This window comes from Arthrobacter sp. W4I7 (assembly GCF_030816215.1).
Taxonomy (GTDB): domain Bacteria; phylum Actinomycetota; class Actinomycetes; order Actinomycetales; family Micrococcaceae; genus Arthrobacter; species Arthrobacter siccitolerans_A.
The window spans coordinates 1,796,343-1,810,836 of sequence record NZ_JAUSXU010000001.1; the positions used below are offsets into that span (position 1 = coordinate 1,796,343).

14 protein-coding genes are annotated in these 14,494 nt (G+C 64.1%); 5 read left to right on the plus strand and 9 right to left on the minus strand.

What is annotated here, in order from left to right; genetic code table 11:
- Nucleotides 1-55 precede the first annotated feature (55 nt).
- Nucleotides 56-859, plus strand: a complete 804-nt coding sequence (locus QF047_RS08270; RefSeq protein WP_307275528.1) for a helix-turn-helix domain-containing protein — start codon at nucleotides 56-58, stop codon at nucleotides 857-859.
- A gap of 80 nt (nucleotides 860-939) precedes the next feature.
- Here QF047_RS08270 and QF047_RS08275 read toward each other — a convergent pair whose 3' ends face one another.
- The 5 genes from QF047_RS08275 to QF047_RS08295 all read right to left on the minus strand — a co-directional run bounded on the left by QF047_RS08275 (nucleotide 940) and on the right by QF047_RS08295 (nucleotide 4,577).
- On the minus strand, nucleotides 940-1,974 hold the full coding sequence (locus QF047_RS08275; protein ID WP_307275530.1) for an AAA family ATPase: 1,035 nt from the start codon (nucleotides 1,972-1,974) through the stop codon (nucleotides 940-942).
- 139 nt (nucleotides 1,975-2,113) lie between these two features.
- Entirely contained in the window at nucleotides 2,114-2,881 is a 768-nt protein-coding gene (locus QF047_RS08280; RefSeq protein ID WP_307275533.1) for an SCO1664 family protein, read from the minus strand.
- Nucleotides 2,881-3,435: a DUF3090 domain-containing protein gene (locus QF047_RS08285; protein WP_307275535.1), complete on the minus strand. Its 555-nt coding sequence runs from the start codon at nucleotides 3,433-3,435 to the stop codon at nucleotides 2,881-2,883. The genes QF047_RS08280 and QF047_RS08285 overlap by 1 nt, the downstream gene beginning before the upstream one ends.
- Nucleotides 3,436-3,458: 23 nt before the next feature.
- Complete coding sequence (locus QF047_RS08290) at nucleotides 3,459-4,151, minus strand: MSMEG_4193 family putative phosphomutase (RefSeq protein ID WP_307275537.1); 693 nt, start codon at nucleotides 4,149-4,151, stop codon at nucleotides 3,459-3,461.
- A 63-nt stretch (nucleotides 4,152-4,214) separates the two neighbouring features.
- Nucleotides 4,215-4,577 carry a UBP-type zinc finger domain-containing protein gene (locus QF047_RS08295; RefSeq protein WP_306639069.1) on the minus strand — a complete coding sequence of 121 codons (363 nt, stop codon included), beginning with the start codon at nucleotides 4,575-4,577 and terminating at the stop codon, nucleotides 4,215-4,217.
- Between the two features lie 237 nt (nucleotides 4,578-4,814).
- On the opposite strand from QF047_RS08295, the gene QF047_RS08300 reads away from it, so the two are divergent.
- Nucleotides 4,815-6,581: an FAD-dependent oxidoreductase gene (locus QF047_RS08300; protein WP_307275539.1), complete on the plus strand. Its 1,767-nt coding sequence runs from the start codon at nucleotides 4,815-4,817 to the stop codon at nucleotides 6,579-6,581.
- On the plus strand, nucleotides 6,565-7,422 hold the full coding sequence (locus QF047_RS08305; protein WP_306633919.1) for a hypothetical protein: 858 nt from the start codon (nucleotides 6,565-6,567) through the stop codon (nucleotides 7,420-7,422). Before QF047_RS08300 ends, QF047_RS08305 begins: the two co-directional genes overlap by 17 nt.
- 282 nt (nucleotides 7,423-7,704) lie before the next feature.
- Here QF047_RS08305 and QF047_RS08310 read toward each other — a convergent pair whose 3' ends face one another.
- The 3 genes from QF047_RS08310 to QF047_RS08320 all read right to left on the minus strand — a co-directional run bounded on the left by QF047_RS08310 (nucleotide 7,705) and on the right by QF047_RS08320 (nucleotide 10,192).
- Nucleotides 7,705-9,222 (minus strand): HNH endonuclease signature motif containing protein, encoded by a 1,518-nt coding sequence (locus QF047_RS08310; RefSeq protein ID WP_307275543.1) that lies wholly within the window; start codon nucleotides 9,220-9,222, stop codon nucleotides 7,705-7,707.
- A gap of 248 nt (nucleotides 9,223-9,470) precedes the next feature.
- The gene (locus QF047_RS08315) at nucleotides 9,471-9,665 is read right to left on the minus strand and encodes a hypothetical protein (protein WP_142037321.1); all 195 of its coding nucleotides are present in this window, start codon (nucleotides 9,663-9,665) and stop codon (nucleotides 9,471-9,473) included.
- Complete coding sequence (locus tag QF047_RS08320; RefSeq protein WP_307275547.1) at nucleotides 9,662-10,192, minus strand: hypothetical protein; 531 nt, start codon at nucleotides 10,190-10,192, stop codon at nucleotides 9,662-9,664. The genes QF047_RS08315 and QF047_RS08320 overlap by 4 nt, the downstream gene beginning before the upstream one ends.
- Nucleotides 10,193-10,520: 328 nt before the next feature.
- Here QF047_RS08320 and QF047_RS08325 point away from each other — a divergent pair, with 328 nt between their 5' ends.
- Both QF047_RS08325 and QF047_RS08330 read left to right on the plus strand, forming a co-directional pair.
- Nucleotides 10,521-10,769 carry a hypothetical protein gene (locus tag QF047_RS08325; protein WP_307275550.1) on the plus strand — a complete coding sequence of 83 codons (249 nt, stop codon included), beginning with the start codon at nucleotides 10,521-10,523 and terminating at the stop codon, nucleotides 10,767-10,769.
- Between the two features lie 535 nt (nucleotides 10,770-11,304).
- The gene (locus QF047_RS08330; protein ID WP_307275553.1) at nucleotides 11,305-12,555 is read left to right on the plus strand and encodes a hypothetical protein; all 1,251 of its coding nucleotides are present in this window, start codon (nucleotides 11,305-11,307) and stop codon (nucleotides 12,553-12,555) included.
- Here QF047_RS08330 and QF047_RS08335 read toward each other — a convergent pair.
- Nucleotides 12,552-14,420: a substrate-binding domain-containing protein gene (locus tag QF047_RS08335; RefSeq protein ID WP_307275555.1), complete on the minus strand. Its 1,869-nt coding sequence runs from the start codon at nucleotides 14,418-14,420 to the stop codon at nucleotides 12,552-12,554. The two genes, QF047_RS08330 and QF047_RS08335, sit on opposite strands and share 4 nt — an antisense overlap.
- Nucleotides 14,421-14,494: the final 74 nt, after the last annotated feature.

Below are 14,494 nucleotides of genomic sequence, written 5' to 3' on the forward strand. Positions count from 1 at the left end.
GCTACATGCGCGTCAGCGGCGGCGCTTGAAAATTCGCGACAGCCCAGGGGGACTTATGGAGAGGTCATTCAAGGGGATCCTTTACCCGGCCCGGCTTCCCACTTTCCACCGCCTTCCAGCGCCGGACCCGGTGGCCGAGCTCATCCAGTGGTTCTGGATGCCCGAGTGGAACATCGAGCCCGGCCGCACGTCCCGCCAACATCTGATTGCACATCCCGGTTCCAACCTCGTGGTAGAGCTGGATGGCGTCGTCTTCTCCGGGCCAACCACCCGGGCGTCCCACCGGGACTTGACCGGACACGGCTGGGCGGTCGGTGCACTGTTGCGTCCGGCAGCCGTGTCGCTGTTCACTGACGACCCCTTCAGCCTGTGCGACATGGAGGTGGCTGTGGTCGCAGAAGACCTGCGCCGTTCCGTCTCGGAGGCCATGACAACGTACGACGGCGATGCGCGCCGCGGACGAGCAGTGAATGCCTTTGCCCGGTGGCTGGCTTGCTTCGCAGGGCCTGCGGTATCTGAGGAGTCATTGCTGGCCAACCGGCTGATGGACGTCATTGGTTCGGACGGCTCTGTAGTCCGCGTCGAGGATGCGGCGTCTGCACTGGCGGTCTCGCAACGGACCTTGCAGCGCGTGGCCAAGAAGTACATCGGCCTCAGCCCTGCCGCCATGATCCGCCGTCGTCGACTTCAGGATGCTGCTGACCGGATCCGCCTGGATGCTTCAGCGGATCTGGCAGCGGTAGCTGCCGAGCTTGGGTACGCCGACCACGCACACCTCACTAACGACTTCCGGAGGTACCTGGGTTTGCCGCCGAGCACATACCGGCGCGTGGTCTCAGGTAGGCACCACGACGGGTAGCTCGACCCGACGCTGACGAGCTGTGCTTTTTCCCGCTCGGGGGCGGACGGGTATTCGCCTCACAGCCGCAGCAGGTCCGCTCAGACCAGCCAGCGCCACCAGCGTGGCTGCTCCGGTTCCGGCGTCGGTTCCGGTTCCGGCTCCTCGCCCAGGGCCAGCGCGGCCTCGACGATGTCGTCCGCGGTGAGCGTCATGACGGCCTCACGATCGAGCGCGTCGAAACTCTGTTCCCCGTCTAGCGACAGCCGCAGCGCCTGGCGGTTGAGCGCCTGCTCGAACAGGGTGCGGGCGAACCGTGCGTTACCGGAGTCCTCGCCCGCGTGGAGCCCGGTGAGGATGCGGCGCAGCATCTGTTCCGCACCCGGCTCCAGCGTGTACTCGTGCTGGGCCAGCATCTGGTGGAAGATCGTCTGGAGTGCGTCGACAGAGTAGTCGGGGAACGTGATCTCGCGGGCGAACCGGGAGCGCAGTCCGGGGTTCGAGAGCAAGAAGGACTCCATCAGCCGCGGGTACCCGGCCACGATCACGACCAGGCGGTGGCGGTGGTCCTCCATCCGCTTCAGCAGGACCTCGATCGCCTCGGGGCCGAAGTCCATCCGGCCGTCCTCCGGGGCCAGCGCGTAGGCCTCGTCGATGAACAGGACGCCGTCCAGCGCACGCCGGATCACCCGGTCGGTCTTGATGGCGGTCGCGCCGACATACTGCCCCACCAGGCCCGAACGGTCGACCTCGACCAGGTGGCCTTTCTGCAGGAGACCGACCGCGCGGTACATCTCGGCCAGGAGCCGGGCCACGGTGGTCTTGCCCGTGCCCGGGTTTCCGAGGAACACCAGATGCTGTGATGTGGCCACCTCCGGCAGGCCGTGCGCCTTACGGCGGGCCTGGACCTGGAGCAGTGCGACGAGGCCCCGCACCTGTTCCTTCACAGTCTCCAGTCCGACCAGCGCGTCGAGCTCGGCCTGCACCTCGGACAGCGGCCGGGCCGGTCCGGGCCTCGGGCCGATGAGATCGCCGACCAGGTCGTCGACGCGCTCCGAACTGGGCAGCTTGAGCTGATCGGCCAGGTGGCCGATGGTTTGGCGCAGGTCGTCGAGCGGATTGCGGCTGGCAGCCATGCATCCACTGTAGTACTCGACTCCCGACAGGGGTGGGGTCTGAAGCGCTGCCTTTTCTGCAGCCCCCGCGGGTCATACACGGGAATCGTTCAGGCCTACAACAACGGCAACAGTCTGCCAAGCGCTCAGCCGTAATTTCTCAGAACAGCGGCCAGGGCACGGCCGACATTTCACCGCTTGGGGCCGGAAACCTTGCTGCCAACCGCAACCGGGCGCAGCGTGCGGCAAGCGCGGACACTTCTTCGACGCTGAGCAGGTCCGTCAGGTTCCGGCCCAGCTCACCGTGCAGTCCTTCGCTGACACGATCAATGCCGCCACGCTCCTCTGCGGTCAGTGCGTCTCCCAGCCACCCCCACAGCACCGTGCGCAGCTTGTGGTCACGGTGGAAGGTGAGCCCATGGTCCACGCCGTGCCGGTGTCCGTCTGACATGGCAAGGATGTGATCGCCTTTACGGTCGGCGTTGTTGACGACGACGTCGAACACCGCCATGCGCCTGAGCTCCGGCGTGTCCTCGTGTATGAGGGCGACCATCTGCCCCTTCTCATCCTGACCCTCGAGGACGTGTTTCCACCCGGTCTCCGGTACGTCGTCCGCCGCGACGAGGTCCACCGCGTTCTGGCCGGGGTCCTTTTCCTGCCACAGCTGCACCATTCCTTTGCCTAAGGGACCATCGCGGAGCCAGGTGCGCGGCACCACGTTCCAGCCGAGGACCTCGGAAACCAGGTAGGCGGCGACCTCCCGGTGGGCAAGGAAGCCGTCAGGAAAATCCCACAGGGGCTTCTCCCCAGCTATCGGCTTATAAACGACCCCGGTGTCACCGATACTGCCCAGGAAGGTGGCGTTCGACGCCGTCGTGATGCGCCCGGTGAGCGTCAGCTCGGCAGTCAGCAGGTCGGATGCCGGCATCAGGCCTCGGGCAGGGTGCAGACGTGCCCTTCGGCGTCCATGGGATAGCCGCAAAGCGTGCATGCGGGCCGCCCGGCGCCCACCACCTCCCGGGTCCGCTTGGCAAAGGCGCGGGCGGTGCCAACCGGCATCCGCAACAACAACATTTCGGGCACGTCAGCGCCGTTCCCATCAAGCGCTTCGTCGTTGTCATCAGCATCGACTTCGATGATCGGATATGCCTCGATGACCACCTGCGCCGTGGCAGGGTCCCAACCCAGGGTCATGGCTCCGGTCCGAAACTGCTCCGTAACCGGCTCGAGCTGGTCATTGTCGACGAGTTCTATGGGAGTACCCGTGGGAACGCTGAAGGGGTTGCCATCGAGGGTGATGAGCTGATCGAGGATTTCGTCGATCTTCTCCGCGAGCTGGGCAGACTGCTGCTTCTCCAGGGCGATGCTCACAGTTTGCTTGCCTGTGCGTACCTGCAGGTAGAACGCGCGCTCCCCAGGAGCGCCGATAGTACCGATGACAACCCGGTCAGGCCAGGCAAACTCGTGAACAAGTGTGGGCATGTCAGTATTTTAGGCCATGACCTTTACGGCGCTGTTTGCCCTGCCCCGCCGCCCACCGGCGCATCGCCAGAGTTGATGCCTTTCGACAGCCACGACAGGTCCCCAGCATCAGTGTTCGTCGCATAGACACTCGGCCGAACAGCACCATAGTGGACGATCGATACGGAGGCAGGGCCCACGTTAATGCGTTGGAACAGATCCAGGTGCATACCGAGCGCGTCGGCCAGGATGGATTTGATGATGTCACCGTGGCTTACTGCCACCCAGACGGCTCCTGGCCCGTACTCGGCTTCGAAGGCTGCATCGTGGCGTCGGATTGCGGCTACCGACCGCGACTGCATCGCCGCCATGGACTCACCGCCGGGAAATACGACGGCGGACGGCTGGGACTGCACAGCAGCCCACAGATCCTCGGTGGCGAGATCATTGAGCGTCCGGCCCTGCCACAGGCCGTAATCGCACTCGGTGAGATCGGGATCGGCCGGCGAGCAAGGATTGCCAGCCTGGCGCTCGAGGATCAGCTGGGCGGTTTGCTGACAGCGCTCGAGGGGGCTCGATACCACCCCAGCCAAGGGCACCACCGCGAGCCGGTCTCCGGCCAAAGCTGCCTGCTCGCGCCCGATCTGGTCCAATCTGACGCCGGCCGCCCGGCCCGCCAGCAGTCCAGCGGCATTCGCTGTGGTGCGGCCGTGCCGCACGAGGATAACTGTCGCCATCCATCCAGCCTAACCAGCATCCTTCGCCGAATCCCGCCGGCGCGGTTGATTCCGGCTCCGCGGTTACCGGTGCAGGTGTTCCGGCCAGTCTTCCGGTACCTTGTCTGCCGGTGCGGGTGCCGGTTGCTCCGGTGGCCTGGATTGAGGATCCGGAAGCCGCGGGCCGCGGAAGGACTTCTTCGTGGTGTGATCGTAGAACCAGTCTTCCCCAGGTTCAAAGGACCGCATGACAGGGTGCCCGACGGTTCTCGCGTGGGCACTGGCGTGCTGTGAGGGCGACGAATCACAGCATCCGATGTGGCCGCACTCTGCGCAGCGGCGAAGATGCAGCCACCATCCTGGGCCTTCACCGCTAAGGCACTCCAGGCACCCTGTTCCACTGGGTGCGGCGGTGAGGCTGATTCCTGGGATGGGGCGGTCCTCCATGGGGTTTTCCATTTTTACCGCTCCGGTTCTGCTCGAGTCATCGCGCCTGCCCGCCGTCGGGAGCTATTTTGGCAGAATCTCCGGGCCCTTGGAATGGCAACATCGAGGCGACAACCGGGGGCTGATACAACTCCGGCCGAAGGACCTTTCCGGAGGGAACGGGGACTCCTTGTCCCTAATGGCCGGGCGCGAGTATCGTGAGCGCCACCGAACCATTGAACCGGAAAGACGGCGGCCATGGATCACCCGGTTCCGATCATGCTGATTGCCACCACCGACCCGACCTCGCGGCGCATTCTTGGAGATGAGTTACGTCGGCGCTACGGTGCCGACTACGAGGTGGTGACCTGCGCCGACCACGCCCACGGGCGGGCTGTGCTTGAGGGGCTTCGGCGCTGGAATCGCCCGGTAGCCCTCATACTTGGGTGCTACGGACCGGATGACCGCGGTGGACTCGATTTCCTGCGACGTGCCTACGGTTACCACCCGGCCGCCAAGCGTGGTGTTGTGGTGACATGGGGTGACTTCGCCAGCGCCCCCACTGTATTCCGGGCGATCGCGCAGGGGTACGCCGAATTGGTGATCATACGTCCCGAACGACTGCGCGACGAAGAATTCCATGGGGCGATTACCGACGCCCTCGACGACTGGCATCTTGCCCAGGGGGTCGGGTTCGAGGCGGTCCGGCTAATCGGGGAGGTCGGCGACGAAAGGACCCATACGTTGCGCGACTCCTTGAGCCGAAACCACATCCCGGTGGGCTTCCACCCTGTTGGGTCCGAGACAGCGGAACGGACGCTGGAGAGCCTGAACCTGCGCGACCCCGTGCTGCCGGTTATGGTGCTGGAGTTCACCGTCCCACCCATTGTCCTCGAGAACCCCAGCGACCTGGAGATTGCCGAAGCGATGGGGGTGACGCGACCGCCACCGGCGGACAAGGTCTTCGATGTGGTGGTCGTGGGAGCCGGTCCCTCCGGTCTTGCGACCGCCGTTTATGCCTCCTCCGAGGGTCTTTCCACCATGGTGGTGGAGGGAGAGGCTGTGGGAGGCCAGGCCGGCACCAGCTCCTTGATCCGCAACTACCCTGGCTTCTCCCGCGGTGTGAGTGGCGCCCACCTGGCCTTTCGCTCGTTTCACCAGGCCTGGACTTTGGGCACGGACTTCCTGTTCCTGCGGAAGGTGGAGGGTGTCGGCGTCGATGGAGCATTGTATGCAGTGTCGATTTCCGATGGCAGTGTGGTGCGATGCCGCACAGTGGTGGTTGCAACCGGCGTGGACTACCGTCGCCTCGGCATACCTCAGTTGGAGGATCTGGTCGGCAGAGGCGTTTTCTACGGGGCAACTGTCTCTGAGGCGCCGTCGATGGCCGGAAAGCACGTCTGTGTCGTGGGTGGCGGCAACTCGGCCGGACAGGCGGTCCTGCACCTTGCGAAGTACGCGAAGAAGGTGACGCTGCTGGTGCGCGGACCTACCCTTTCGGTCAGTATGTCCGAATACCTCATTTCCCAACTTGAGGCCACCCGGAACGTAGCGATCCGCTTTAGCGCCGAGATCGTGGGGGTCAGCGATCGGGACGGATTCCTTGCTGCCGTCAAGGTCGCCGCATCCGGAGCCGTCGGATCGACCCCGAGTGAGGAGATCGAAGCCGGCGGCTTGTTCGTCCTGATCGGATCGGTGCCGCGGACCTCCTGGCTGCCCGACACCGTCAAGTGTGATCCAGCCGGTTTTCTGCGCACGGGCACCAGCCGGGAAGTCAGTGACGCCGGGTCCGCCAGGCCGGACAGGCCGCCGTTGGCGCTGGAAACCAGCATGCCCGGCATTTTCGCGATCGGCGACGTGCGGTTCGGTTCAATCAAAAGAGTGGCTACCGCAGTGGGGGACGGCGCCACCGTGGTCTCGATGCTTCACACTTACCTGGCCGAGAACCCACTGCCTGCCTCGCCCCCTGCACCTGGTGGGGCAGCCGTGCTTGAGGAGCGGCCCGGTGATGTCCCCTTCGGCTGAGGTCGCACCGTTGCTTCCGCCGATGCGGTGGCTGCTCTACGTCGCTGCATTCCTAGTGTTTCTTGCCGGGCTGGTGCTGTTCGTGTTTCCGCTCCGGACTGCTGAGTTCTTCGCGTGGACAGTCAATCCGCCCATGACCGCGGTCTTCCTCGGGGCGGCATACTGGTCGGCCGCCGGCCTGGAGGTGACAGGCGCCCGCTCGGCGGGCTGGGATTCAGCGAAGCTTGCCGTCTGGCCCGTGTTCATCTTCACGGCGTTGACCCTCGGAGTCACCCTGCTTCACCTCGATCGCTTCCATCTGTCACCGAACACTGCCCCCACTGCCCAAATAGCCACCTGGGCGTGGCTGGCAATCTATGCCATGGTGCCCGTGGCGATGCTCGTCATCAGCAGGATGCAGGTCCGGTCTCTACGTTCTGTGCGAGAATCCGTCAGCGCGGGACGGCCAGTGCTACCCCCTGCGCTCCGGCTGCTCCTGGCGGGAATCGCGGGTGTTTTGCTGTTGTTCGGCGTGGCGCTCCTGGCAGTACCCACTCTCGCTGCGGCATGGTGGCCGTGGACACTGTCCGAGCTCACAGCGAGGGCGATTGGAGCATGGCTGGTCGGTCTGGGGTGGGCGGCCGCACAAGGTCAGTGGAGCCGCGACCTCCGCACCGTCCGCCCCGTGGCCCTGACCTCCGTTGCCTTCGTCGTTCTGCAGGCACTTGCCCTGCTGCGCTATGGGGACGCCCTGACATGGCAGAGCGCACCGGCGATCGGCTTCGTAACCGTACTACTTGCCATCGGCGTGGCCGGCGGATGGGCACTCGCACTATCCCGTTCGCCGGTAACCCGGACCTGAATTACGTAAAGGGCCTCCCGATGGCTCACCTCAGCCTGTGGGTTGCCCGTGCGATCACTGCAGGCATGGCGCAGCGTTGAGCACGGATTCCGGCAAGATTCGGTGCTGCCCTGCCAATCGCCATTAGCCGAGGACAGAGGGCCCTAATCTCTGGTTCATGCGACATGCGAGCAACCGGTCATGACCGCCGAACACACACCTATCCGCCTCGGGCAGCGCGTGCCCGGGCAAGCAGTCATCGAGGAGCTCATGGCGGTCCAGAGCTCAGAGATTCCGGGTTCGCTAGGAGCGGCTGTGGAGGAACCGCGCTATACCGTCTTCTCCCGGGGAGAGCCCGATGTAGACAAAGTCTGGAGGATCACCGGGCACTGGTTGTGGCTTCTGCGCGCCTGTTTTCCATTTCGGTGGCAGTTGCCCTGGCCAGTGGGGTGGTTCCCAGTCCTGGTGTTCGCTTTTGTAGTGCCTGCCGGTAGGTGAGGTCCAGCCAGGTGGTGCGGTTTTGGTGGCCGGGGTGGGTTTCCAGCCGCTGGTGTGCCGTAGCTTGTGGTGTTTGGGGCAGGGCTGTCCCAGATTCGATATCCCGGTAGTGCCGCCCTGGTGCCAGGTGAGGATGTGGTCGGCTTCGTTGTCGAGCGAATTGTTGCTGCATCCCGGAAAGGGGCATTTGCCATCCCGCAACCTAAGCCAGTTCCGCATGGCCTGACTGATCCGGTACTTTGTCCGGCCGATCTCCAGCGGCGCCCCGTCCCTCGGGTCCACCAGGACCCGGTAAAACGAAGCGGCCCCGTCGGCGACGAGTTGACGTGCCATCGACGGCGGGACCGGGCCATAGCCGTCCAGCATTGCCGGCTCGTCCGTTAATCCCAGGAGGGAGAAAACCGGAACGGTGACCAGCACCTGCGCCCGGATCGACGACGACGGGCCACCCGTTCCTGCGACGACCCCGGCGCTGTCGCCACCACCGACGCTTTCATCGGCACCTACCGAAGTGTTGCCGCTGCTGAGAATCGCTGTGGAGAAATTATCGGCCTTCAATTGGGCCAGGGTACGGGGCTCGTCCGGTCCCTGCATCCCCCGTGCGATGGCCGTGAGCCGGTTCCAGCCCGCCAAGGCATGCTGGGCAGGCAGGTAGGCCGAGAGCCAGGCCATGCCGTCCCGATCCGGCCGGTATTCCACCCGCCGGTCTGCCACACCCCTGGCGTGGCGCTTCTCGATGGATTCGGCGTGATGGCGTTCCCGCCAAGTCCTGGCCTTAGCTTTGAACCGGTACGCCGGCATCTCCCCGATGGTTGCCGCGTTGGCCGGCTTCGGTACCTCCTGGTCAAGGAAGTGGGCTTCCAGGGCCGCCGCACCGGCGGGGTCAAGGCTGACCGTTTCATCCACCATGGCCAGGGCATGCTGCCAGGTAATCGTCCCGGACTGCAATGCCGAAAGGGTGGGCGGCAACTCCTTGCACAGGGCGTGGGACGCGGCCAGGAACGCACCCGCTGCCCGGGAACCGAGGGCCAGGAGGCAGCCGATTTCCGCGGCGACGGCCATTTCCTGCGCCTGAACCGGCGCGTCCGGCGCTATGGCCTCGGCGGTATCCGCATACTTCACGGCAGCCCGGGCCTTCAAACCCGCGAGCCCGGCTTCCACCACCCGCGCCCCGGCAAGAATGTCCAGGCACCCATCAGCCAGTCCGGCCAGCGGATCAGCAACCGAGAATGACTCTGAACCACAGCCGTCCACCTCGGCATTGAGCACAGCAAGGGAGGACTTGATGTCCTCAAACGCCTTCGCCACCGCTGCTTTCCCCATAAAACAATCATTGCAAGGGGGTCTGACAATTTCTGTCAGCTGGCCAGTCGGCCGACGGAAAAGAGTCCCGGAACTCGATGCTGAAAGGTCAATGCCCGGGCGTTTCGCGTGTTTCCCAGTTTTAGATCTATACCCCTCGCAGCAACAAGCGCTGGCAGAACTGGGCCTGGCGGAAGCACGCGACGACGATGAAGCGGAAGGGCCGAAGACTGTATCTGCCCGATGAACGGGTCCTCCCGTGCGGCATCCTAGATAGGTTCTTTGGCCAGCGCCTTCGTCTTGGCCGGTGTTTCGCGGCCGAGGCGCTCGTCGAGCGTCACTCGCAGTCTGGCGGCTGCCACCTGGACACGATGCTCGGCGGGGGTGGCGTTCTTCTTGACCGGCTTCGCAGGGGTGTTCCGGGGAGTATGGACAAACCGATGTTCAGACGACGCTGCACTCATGGTCCAACCTCCTTGGCTTTGTCTTTATCCGTCGTTCCATTCTCGCCTAAGTTGTCAGCGGCGTCCACGAACGGCCCTTCCGGGTCAAAGTCACCTTCGTCCGCAATGTCGTCCCCGTTCTCATCACCCGAGACGCTTTTCCAGGCGATATCAAACAACTCGAGCTCCTCGTCGCGCGCGAGCTCGCTGCGGGCGAGAACTTCAAGTGTTGCCAGTCCCAAGGCCTTCGTTCCTTCATCGCCGTCCAATGCCCGGTCCAGCGCCCACTGGGTTCGCCGCCACCATTCCGCCCGGCTGTCGGCTGCAGTTTTCTGCGTCAAGGCCTGGGCATCGGCTTCACGTTTCTGGTTCAAGGCAGTTTTGTCGGCCGCGGTGCGCTGCTTAAGCGTGCGCCAGTTGATGTAGAAAGCCAGCAGCGCAGCGATGAGAACGGCCAAGGGTCCCAGCCCGGCGAGGATCGCCCACCACTCGGCCGGCCCCGAGTGGACTACCACATCGAGCGCGCTGGGGGAGGGAGCAGGAGTCACTCGACCAGCATAGGCGCGGGCAAGGGCGTCAACCGCGAGGACGCCCCAGTCTCACTCGATCTCGTGCTGCCAACCCCAAAATGGAACGCCGACGCCATCGAGGAGGGGCGCTCCACTCCCAAGCCAGCACACCGCCGTCGGACGGCTTGGGTGACCTCAGCTAATACCTGGCCCACCCGAGTGGCCGCGTACTCCCTGGCTGTGGCGGCGACGGCGGGCGGCCTATGCACAGAACGTCGGCGGAACATCATCTTGAAGACATGTGGACGCAACCTTGCGCGAGCACCATTGGGCTTAGGAGCAGTGCGACAAAGGAAAGGACGATGTCATGATCAGCAAGGAGCAGGCTGTTATCGGTTCTTGTGTTGAACTCGCACCAGGAGACGCCATCGAAGCGTTCTATGGGAACACTCTTGTCCACCGCGGACCGGTCACGGAGATCGCGCCGCAACATGGACTGTTCTGGATCCTGGACACTTTGACGGGGAGCCGTCGCCTTCTGGACAGCTCCGAACTCGAGATCGTGCGTTTGCCCCCGCACTACCGTGAAGTCCTGGTAGGGGCGCCTGTTCGCTAGGAACACACCAACCATGCTGGACTAGCCGAATGATCCGGTGCCCATCGACAGACACCGGCGAGGGGAATAGTCTTGGCCCGTCCAACATGACCGACAATGATGACGGTAAAGACCGGCCTAAGCCAGCTCGGGATTTCAGGAGTTCACTTTGGTCAAGTCTGCAGAGAGCGTGGTCATAGACCGGGGAGTTGCCGAGGTTTCAATAAGTCGCGGACCTTCGCAACGAACCGAACTGGCATGTTGACATAGCCTCCGTGCCTCCGGAAACCGATCCTGTTCCTGTCATCGGCAAGGTTTATCCCTTGAAATTCAAACCCTTCATGGGGCAGACCAACGGCACCTTCACCGCCCTTGCCAACGGCGGCCAGGTGCTGACGGCCATCCTCGGCGGACGGTGACTTGGCCCCTGGACGGGCGGGCTCCTGCGGTCGGGGCCGGAAGGACTTCCGGAGCCAGGGAGCTCTCGAAAGTGGCATGGCGCCGTCGAAATCAGTAGCGTCGTTCCGGCAAGTATTCTCCAGCAGTTAGGTACTCCTTGGGCAAGAACAGCAAGAACCGGCGCCAGGACAAGGGTTCGGCGGGAAAACGCCGCCCAGGACCGGTCTCCCTCAGTTCTTACCGTGCCGCCCGGGCGTTGGATGCCTTGGCGCCAGCCTATGTCCAGTGGTTCGACGACGGCGCGCCCGGAGCGGGCGCTGCCGCCCTACAGTATCTGAAGCTGATTGAACCCACAGTCAGCCGTTATTTAGAGGCTACAGCTGCCGCGGACGTGACAAACCTCGATCCTGCCGGCCTGGCCAACGCTGTCGCGGAGGAAGTTACCGCCACCGTGAGTGCCCAGGCCCCCGGAACCGTGGAGGCAGAACAGGCTGCTCTTATCGTTGACTCTGTCCACAGCTACCTCGAGTTTCTGTCTGAAACCGGCCGGTGGACGGGGACGGCGGAGCAGTTGGCCGAAGCGCTGGACTTCTTCGACAGCCTCGCCGACGGCGACACTGGACAGGAGTCCATAGAGATTCCGGACATTCCCGAGGAGCAAGCACTGGAAGCTTTCGCCGAACTGCCTCTGATCCGGAAAGCAACAGCATTGCTCCGGTGGATCGGTGACGGGAAGCCCGTTACCGGAACTGGCGCCCTTCGTCTGCGGGACATCGAGGAGGCGGCTGCCTGCGTCGGCGTGCAGGCCAAGGGCAGTACAAAGAAGGCGGATCCGGCCGGCGATGTCCTCACCGTGCGAAGCATGTACGAGGTGCCCCTGCTGGCCGAGATATGGGCCGCTCTCGAGGCCGCGGAGCTGATTGAGATTAAGCCGACGAAGGTAGTGCCCTTCGAGGATTCCGGACAATTCCTGAGCGGCGGCGTTGGGGAGCAGCTGGATGAGTTCATCTTGTTCACCTCGTGTTTTCTGAACCAGACCGTGCTCCGGCTCGATCCCGAAGAGCCTTGGGAGCAGACCATCGCCGCCCTGCAGGTATCGGTGCTGCTGGCGGCGGCCAGGCCGGAAGCGCCGTTGGTGGAACGTGTTTTGGCTGCCCCTGACCAGGCCCCGGAAGAGGAGAAGGCGGCAGCCGAGGTGCTGACCAAGGTGGCCATGGGCCGGCTCGAGGAACTTGCGGAGCTTGGGCTGCTGACCATTGACACCCATTTCCGGGTGCCCCCGGTGCTGATCCGCTGCGTCGCGGATACTTTTGACTATCCACCTCTGCTGGCGGAGCTGGGTCTCGAAGAATCAGTCGACGACGATGAAGTAGACGCGGCGGACTTGGGAAGCCTGGTTCTTTCCTAGAAGCTGGTCACCAGTTCGCCGAGCACCTCTTCGAGCCTGGTCGGGTCCGTGGCGTCGTAGTAGTGCGCACCGCTGGCCCTGGCGATTTCCAGCAGAGTGGGGACGTCGGCGTCGGGTCCGTATGCGAGCGTAAAAACAAGCACCGGCGTCGAGTGGTTCTGATGGCTCAACTGTTCGGAGAGCCCGCCGAGGTCTCCGGGGTGGCGGGTATCGTTCTTGCCGTCGCTCAGAAGCACGATGGTGTTGATGTAGGCGTCTTTGTAGTCCTTGGCTTGATCGCCGGCGAAGCGGCTCACCGCCTCGAACAGAGGCGTAGCCTCCACGGACTTGAGCTCATTGAGCTTGGCGATGAGGTCCTGTTTATTGGTCTTGAAGGGGGCTACCGGGCTCACGATGCCCGGCTCCAGGGGGCCGTCGCCCACATGGGAGAAAGCGGCGAGCCCAACTTCATCCTCGCCTGTGAAATGGTCCAGAGCCTTGATAACTGCGTCCTTGGCACGTTGCAGCTTGGTCACCCCGGGTTCCTGCACCATGGACTCCGAGACATCAAGCAGGAACAAAGCCCGGGCCCGCTTGCGGACCTCGGGGAAGCTGTCCTGCATGGCAACAAGTGCCTCCGCCTTGGGCATTGGCAGCGGCTGGAGCGTCTCAGCGTACCGTCCGGTTTTCGCCACCCCAGCATCCAGCTTGCCCTGGATGGACCGGTACCCGGATGCCTGAACCACGTGTTGGCCCTGTTCCGTCACTGCGAACGCGAGAAAATCCTGGGCCGCCTGGCGCTGTTGGCTGCCCACCCAGTCCCCGTCAAGGGTCACTGCCGGGTTGTCCGCCACGTGCACGCCGTCGTTGGGGTAAATGGCGTCGAGGGGCTCCTTGGGCGCGGGACCGGATTTCTTCGTTTTCCCGTCTTCGCTGACCACCCCCCGGTTGTAGTCCCAAACAGATTTTTCGTCCACGATGACGGCGGAGAGAAATTCGGAGACCTTCCCGGCGTTGTCAGCCTCCCTGGCATGCCACAGAAAATGCTCGGGCGTGGCCATGTAGTGGCTGGTGCCCAGTTCCACGGCGCGCACCTTCTCCAGCAGGGACGGTGCGTCCAGATCCATGTCGTCCAGCCCGCCTACGCTGCCGCCGGCGGCACCGTAGGAAGCAGCAAGCGCCATTAAGCCCGACGTCGAGATGAGCGGACTGGCCTTGCCGAACTTGAATTTCCCCCAGTCGCCATGGCCGAGGCGCTCCCAGACGTCCTGCTCCCTGGCCATTTTGAAGACGTCGGACCACGACGGCGGATTGTTGTCCCAGCCCAGGGCTTGGGTCATCGTCGCCGGCATCGCCACGACGATCGCACTGCGGGCGAGGCTCATTCCCTCCTGCGGGACAGGGCTTCCGCTGGCGCCTTCCCTTGCGATTCGTAACCACGCGGAGGAGTCCGGCAGCCAGATGGAGGGCCTGTCGCCTGCCGGAACACCGGGGAACTGCGCAGCAACCTTGCGGGCAGCGAGTCCCGATTTTTCCTGCATCACCGTTGGCGTCACACATTTGCCGTCCACGCTGCGGGGTCTCGCCGTATATTCGGATGCCAGGGCCCGGACCATCTCGGCGTTTTCCAGCGAGGTGAGGATGTTCAAGGGTATACAGGGAGAGGCGCCGGCGACGGCGGCAGGAGAGTCCTGCGCCAGAGGTTCGCCTTCTGAAGGTGTGCCGCCATTCCCGGCTGAAGTGCCGCCCTCGCCTGAACCGCCGGGGAAGATCACCGCCCGCAGCAGGAATGCGCCGCCAACAATAAGAAGTGCCACGGTGGCCGCCGCGGCCACCCAGATCCAGCGCGGATAGCTCAAGTCAGGTGAAGCGTGTCGGCGGCCCATGTTCGTTTCCTTTGAAATCCGCCCGGTTTCCCGGTGTGAACGCAAATTATGAAACTGGCCCGCGGCAGTTACAC

What these genes read in the sequence shown, in the direction of transcription:
- QF047_RS08270 (WP_307275528.1), top strand. Translation starts at nt 56, where the DNA reads ATGGAGAGGTCATTCAAGGGGATCCTTTACCCGGCCCGGCTTCCCACT.
- QF047_RS08275 (WP_307275530.1), bottom strand. Translation starts at nt 1,974, where the DNA reads ATGGCTGCCAGCCGCAATCCGCTCGACGACCTGCGCCAAACCATCGGC.
- QF047_RS08280 (WP_307275533.1), bottom strand. Translation starts at nt 2,881, where the DNA reads ATGCCGGCATCCGACCTGCTGACTGCCGAGCTGACGCTCACCGGGCGC.
- QF047_RS08285 (WP_307275535.1), bottom strand. Translation starts at nt 3,435, where the DNA reads ATGCCCACACTTGTTCACGAGTTTGCCTGGCCTGACCGGGTTGTCATC.
- QF047_RS08290 (WP_307275537.1), bottom strand. Translation starts at nt 4,151, where the DNA reads ATGGCGACAGTTATCCTCGTGCGGCACGGCCGCACCACAGCGAATGCC.
- QF047_RS08295 (WP_306639069.1), bottom strand. Translation starts at nt 4,577, where the DNA reads ATGGAGGACCGCCCCATCCCAGGAATCAGCCTCACCGCCGCACCCAGT.
- QF047_RS08300 (WP_307275539.1), top strand. Translation starts at nt 4,815, where the DNA reads ATGGATCACCCGGTTCCGATCATGCTGATTGCCACCACCGACCCGACC.
- QF047_RS08305 (WP_306633919.1), top strand. Translation starts at nt 6,565, where the DNA reads ATGTCCCCTTCGGCTGAGGTCGCACCGTTGCTTCCGCCGATGCGGTGG.
- QF047_RS08310 (WP_307275543.1), bottom strand. Translation starts at nt 9,222, where the DNA reads ATGGGGAAAGCAGCGGTGGCGAAGGCGTTTGAGGACATCAAGTCCTCC.
- QF047_RS08315 (WP_142037321.1), bottom strand. Translation starts at nt 9,665, where the DNA reads ATGAGTGCAGCGTCGTCTGAACATCGGTTTGTCCATACTCCCCGGAAC.
- QF047_RS08325 (WP_307275550.1), top strand. Translation starts at nt 10,521, where the DNA reads ATGATCAGCAAGGAGCAGGCTGTTATCGGTTCTTGTGTTGAACTCGCA.
- QF047_RS08335 (WP_307275555.1), bottom strand. Translation starts at nt 14,420, where the DNA reads ATGGGCCGCCGACACGCTTCACCTGACTTGAGCTATCCGCGCTGGATC.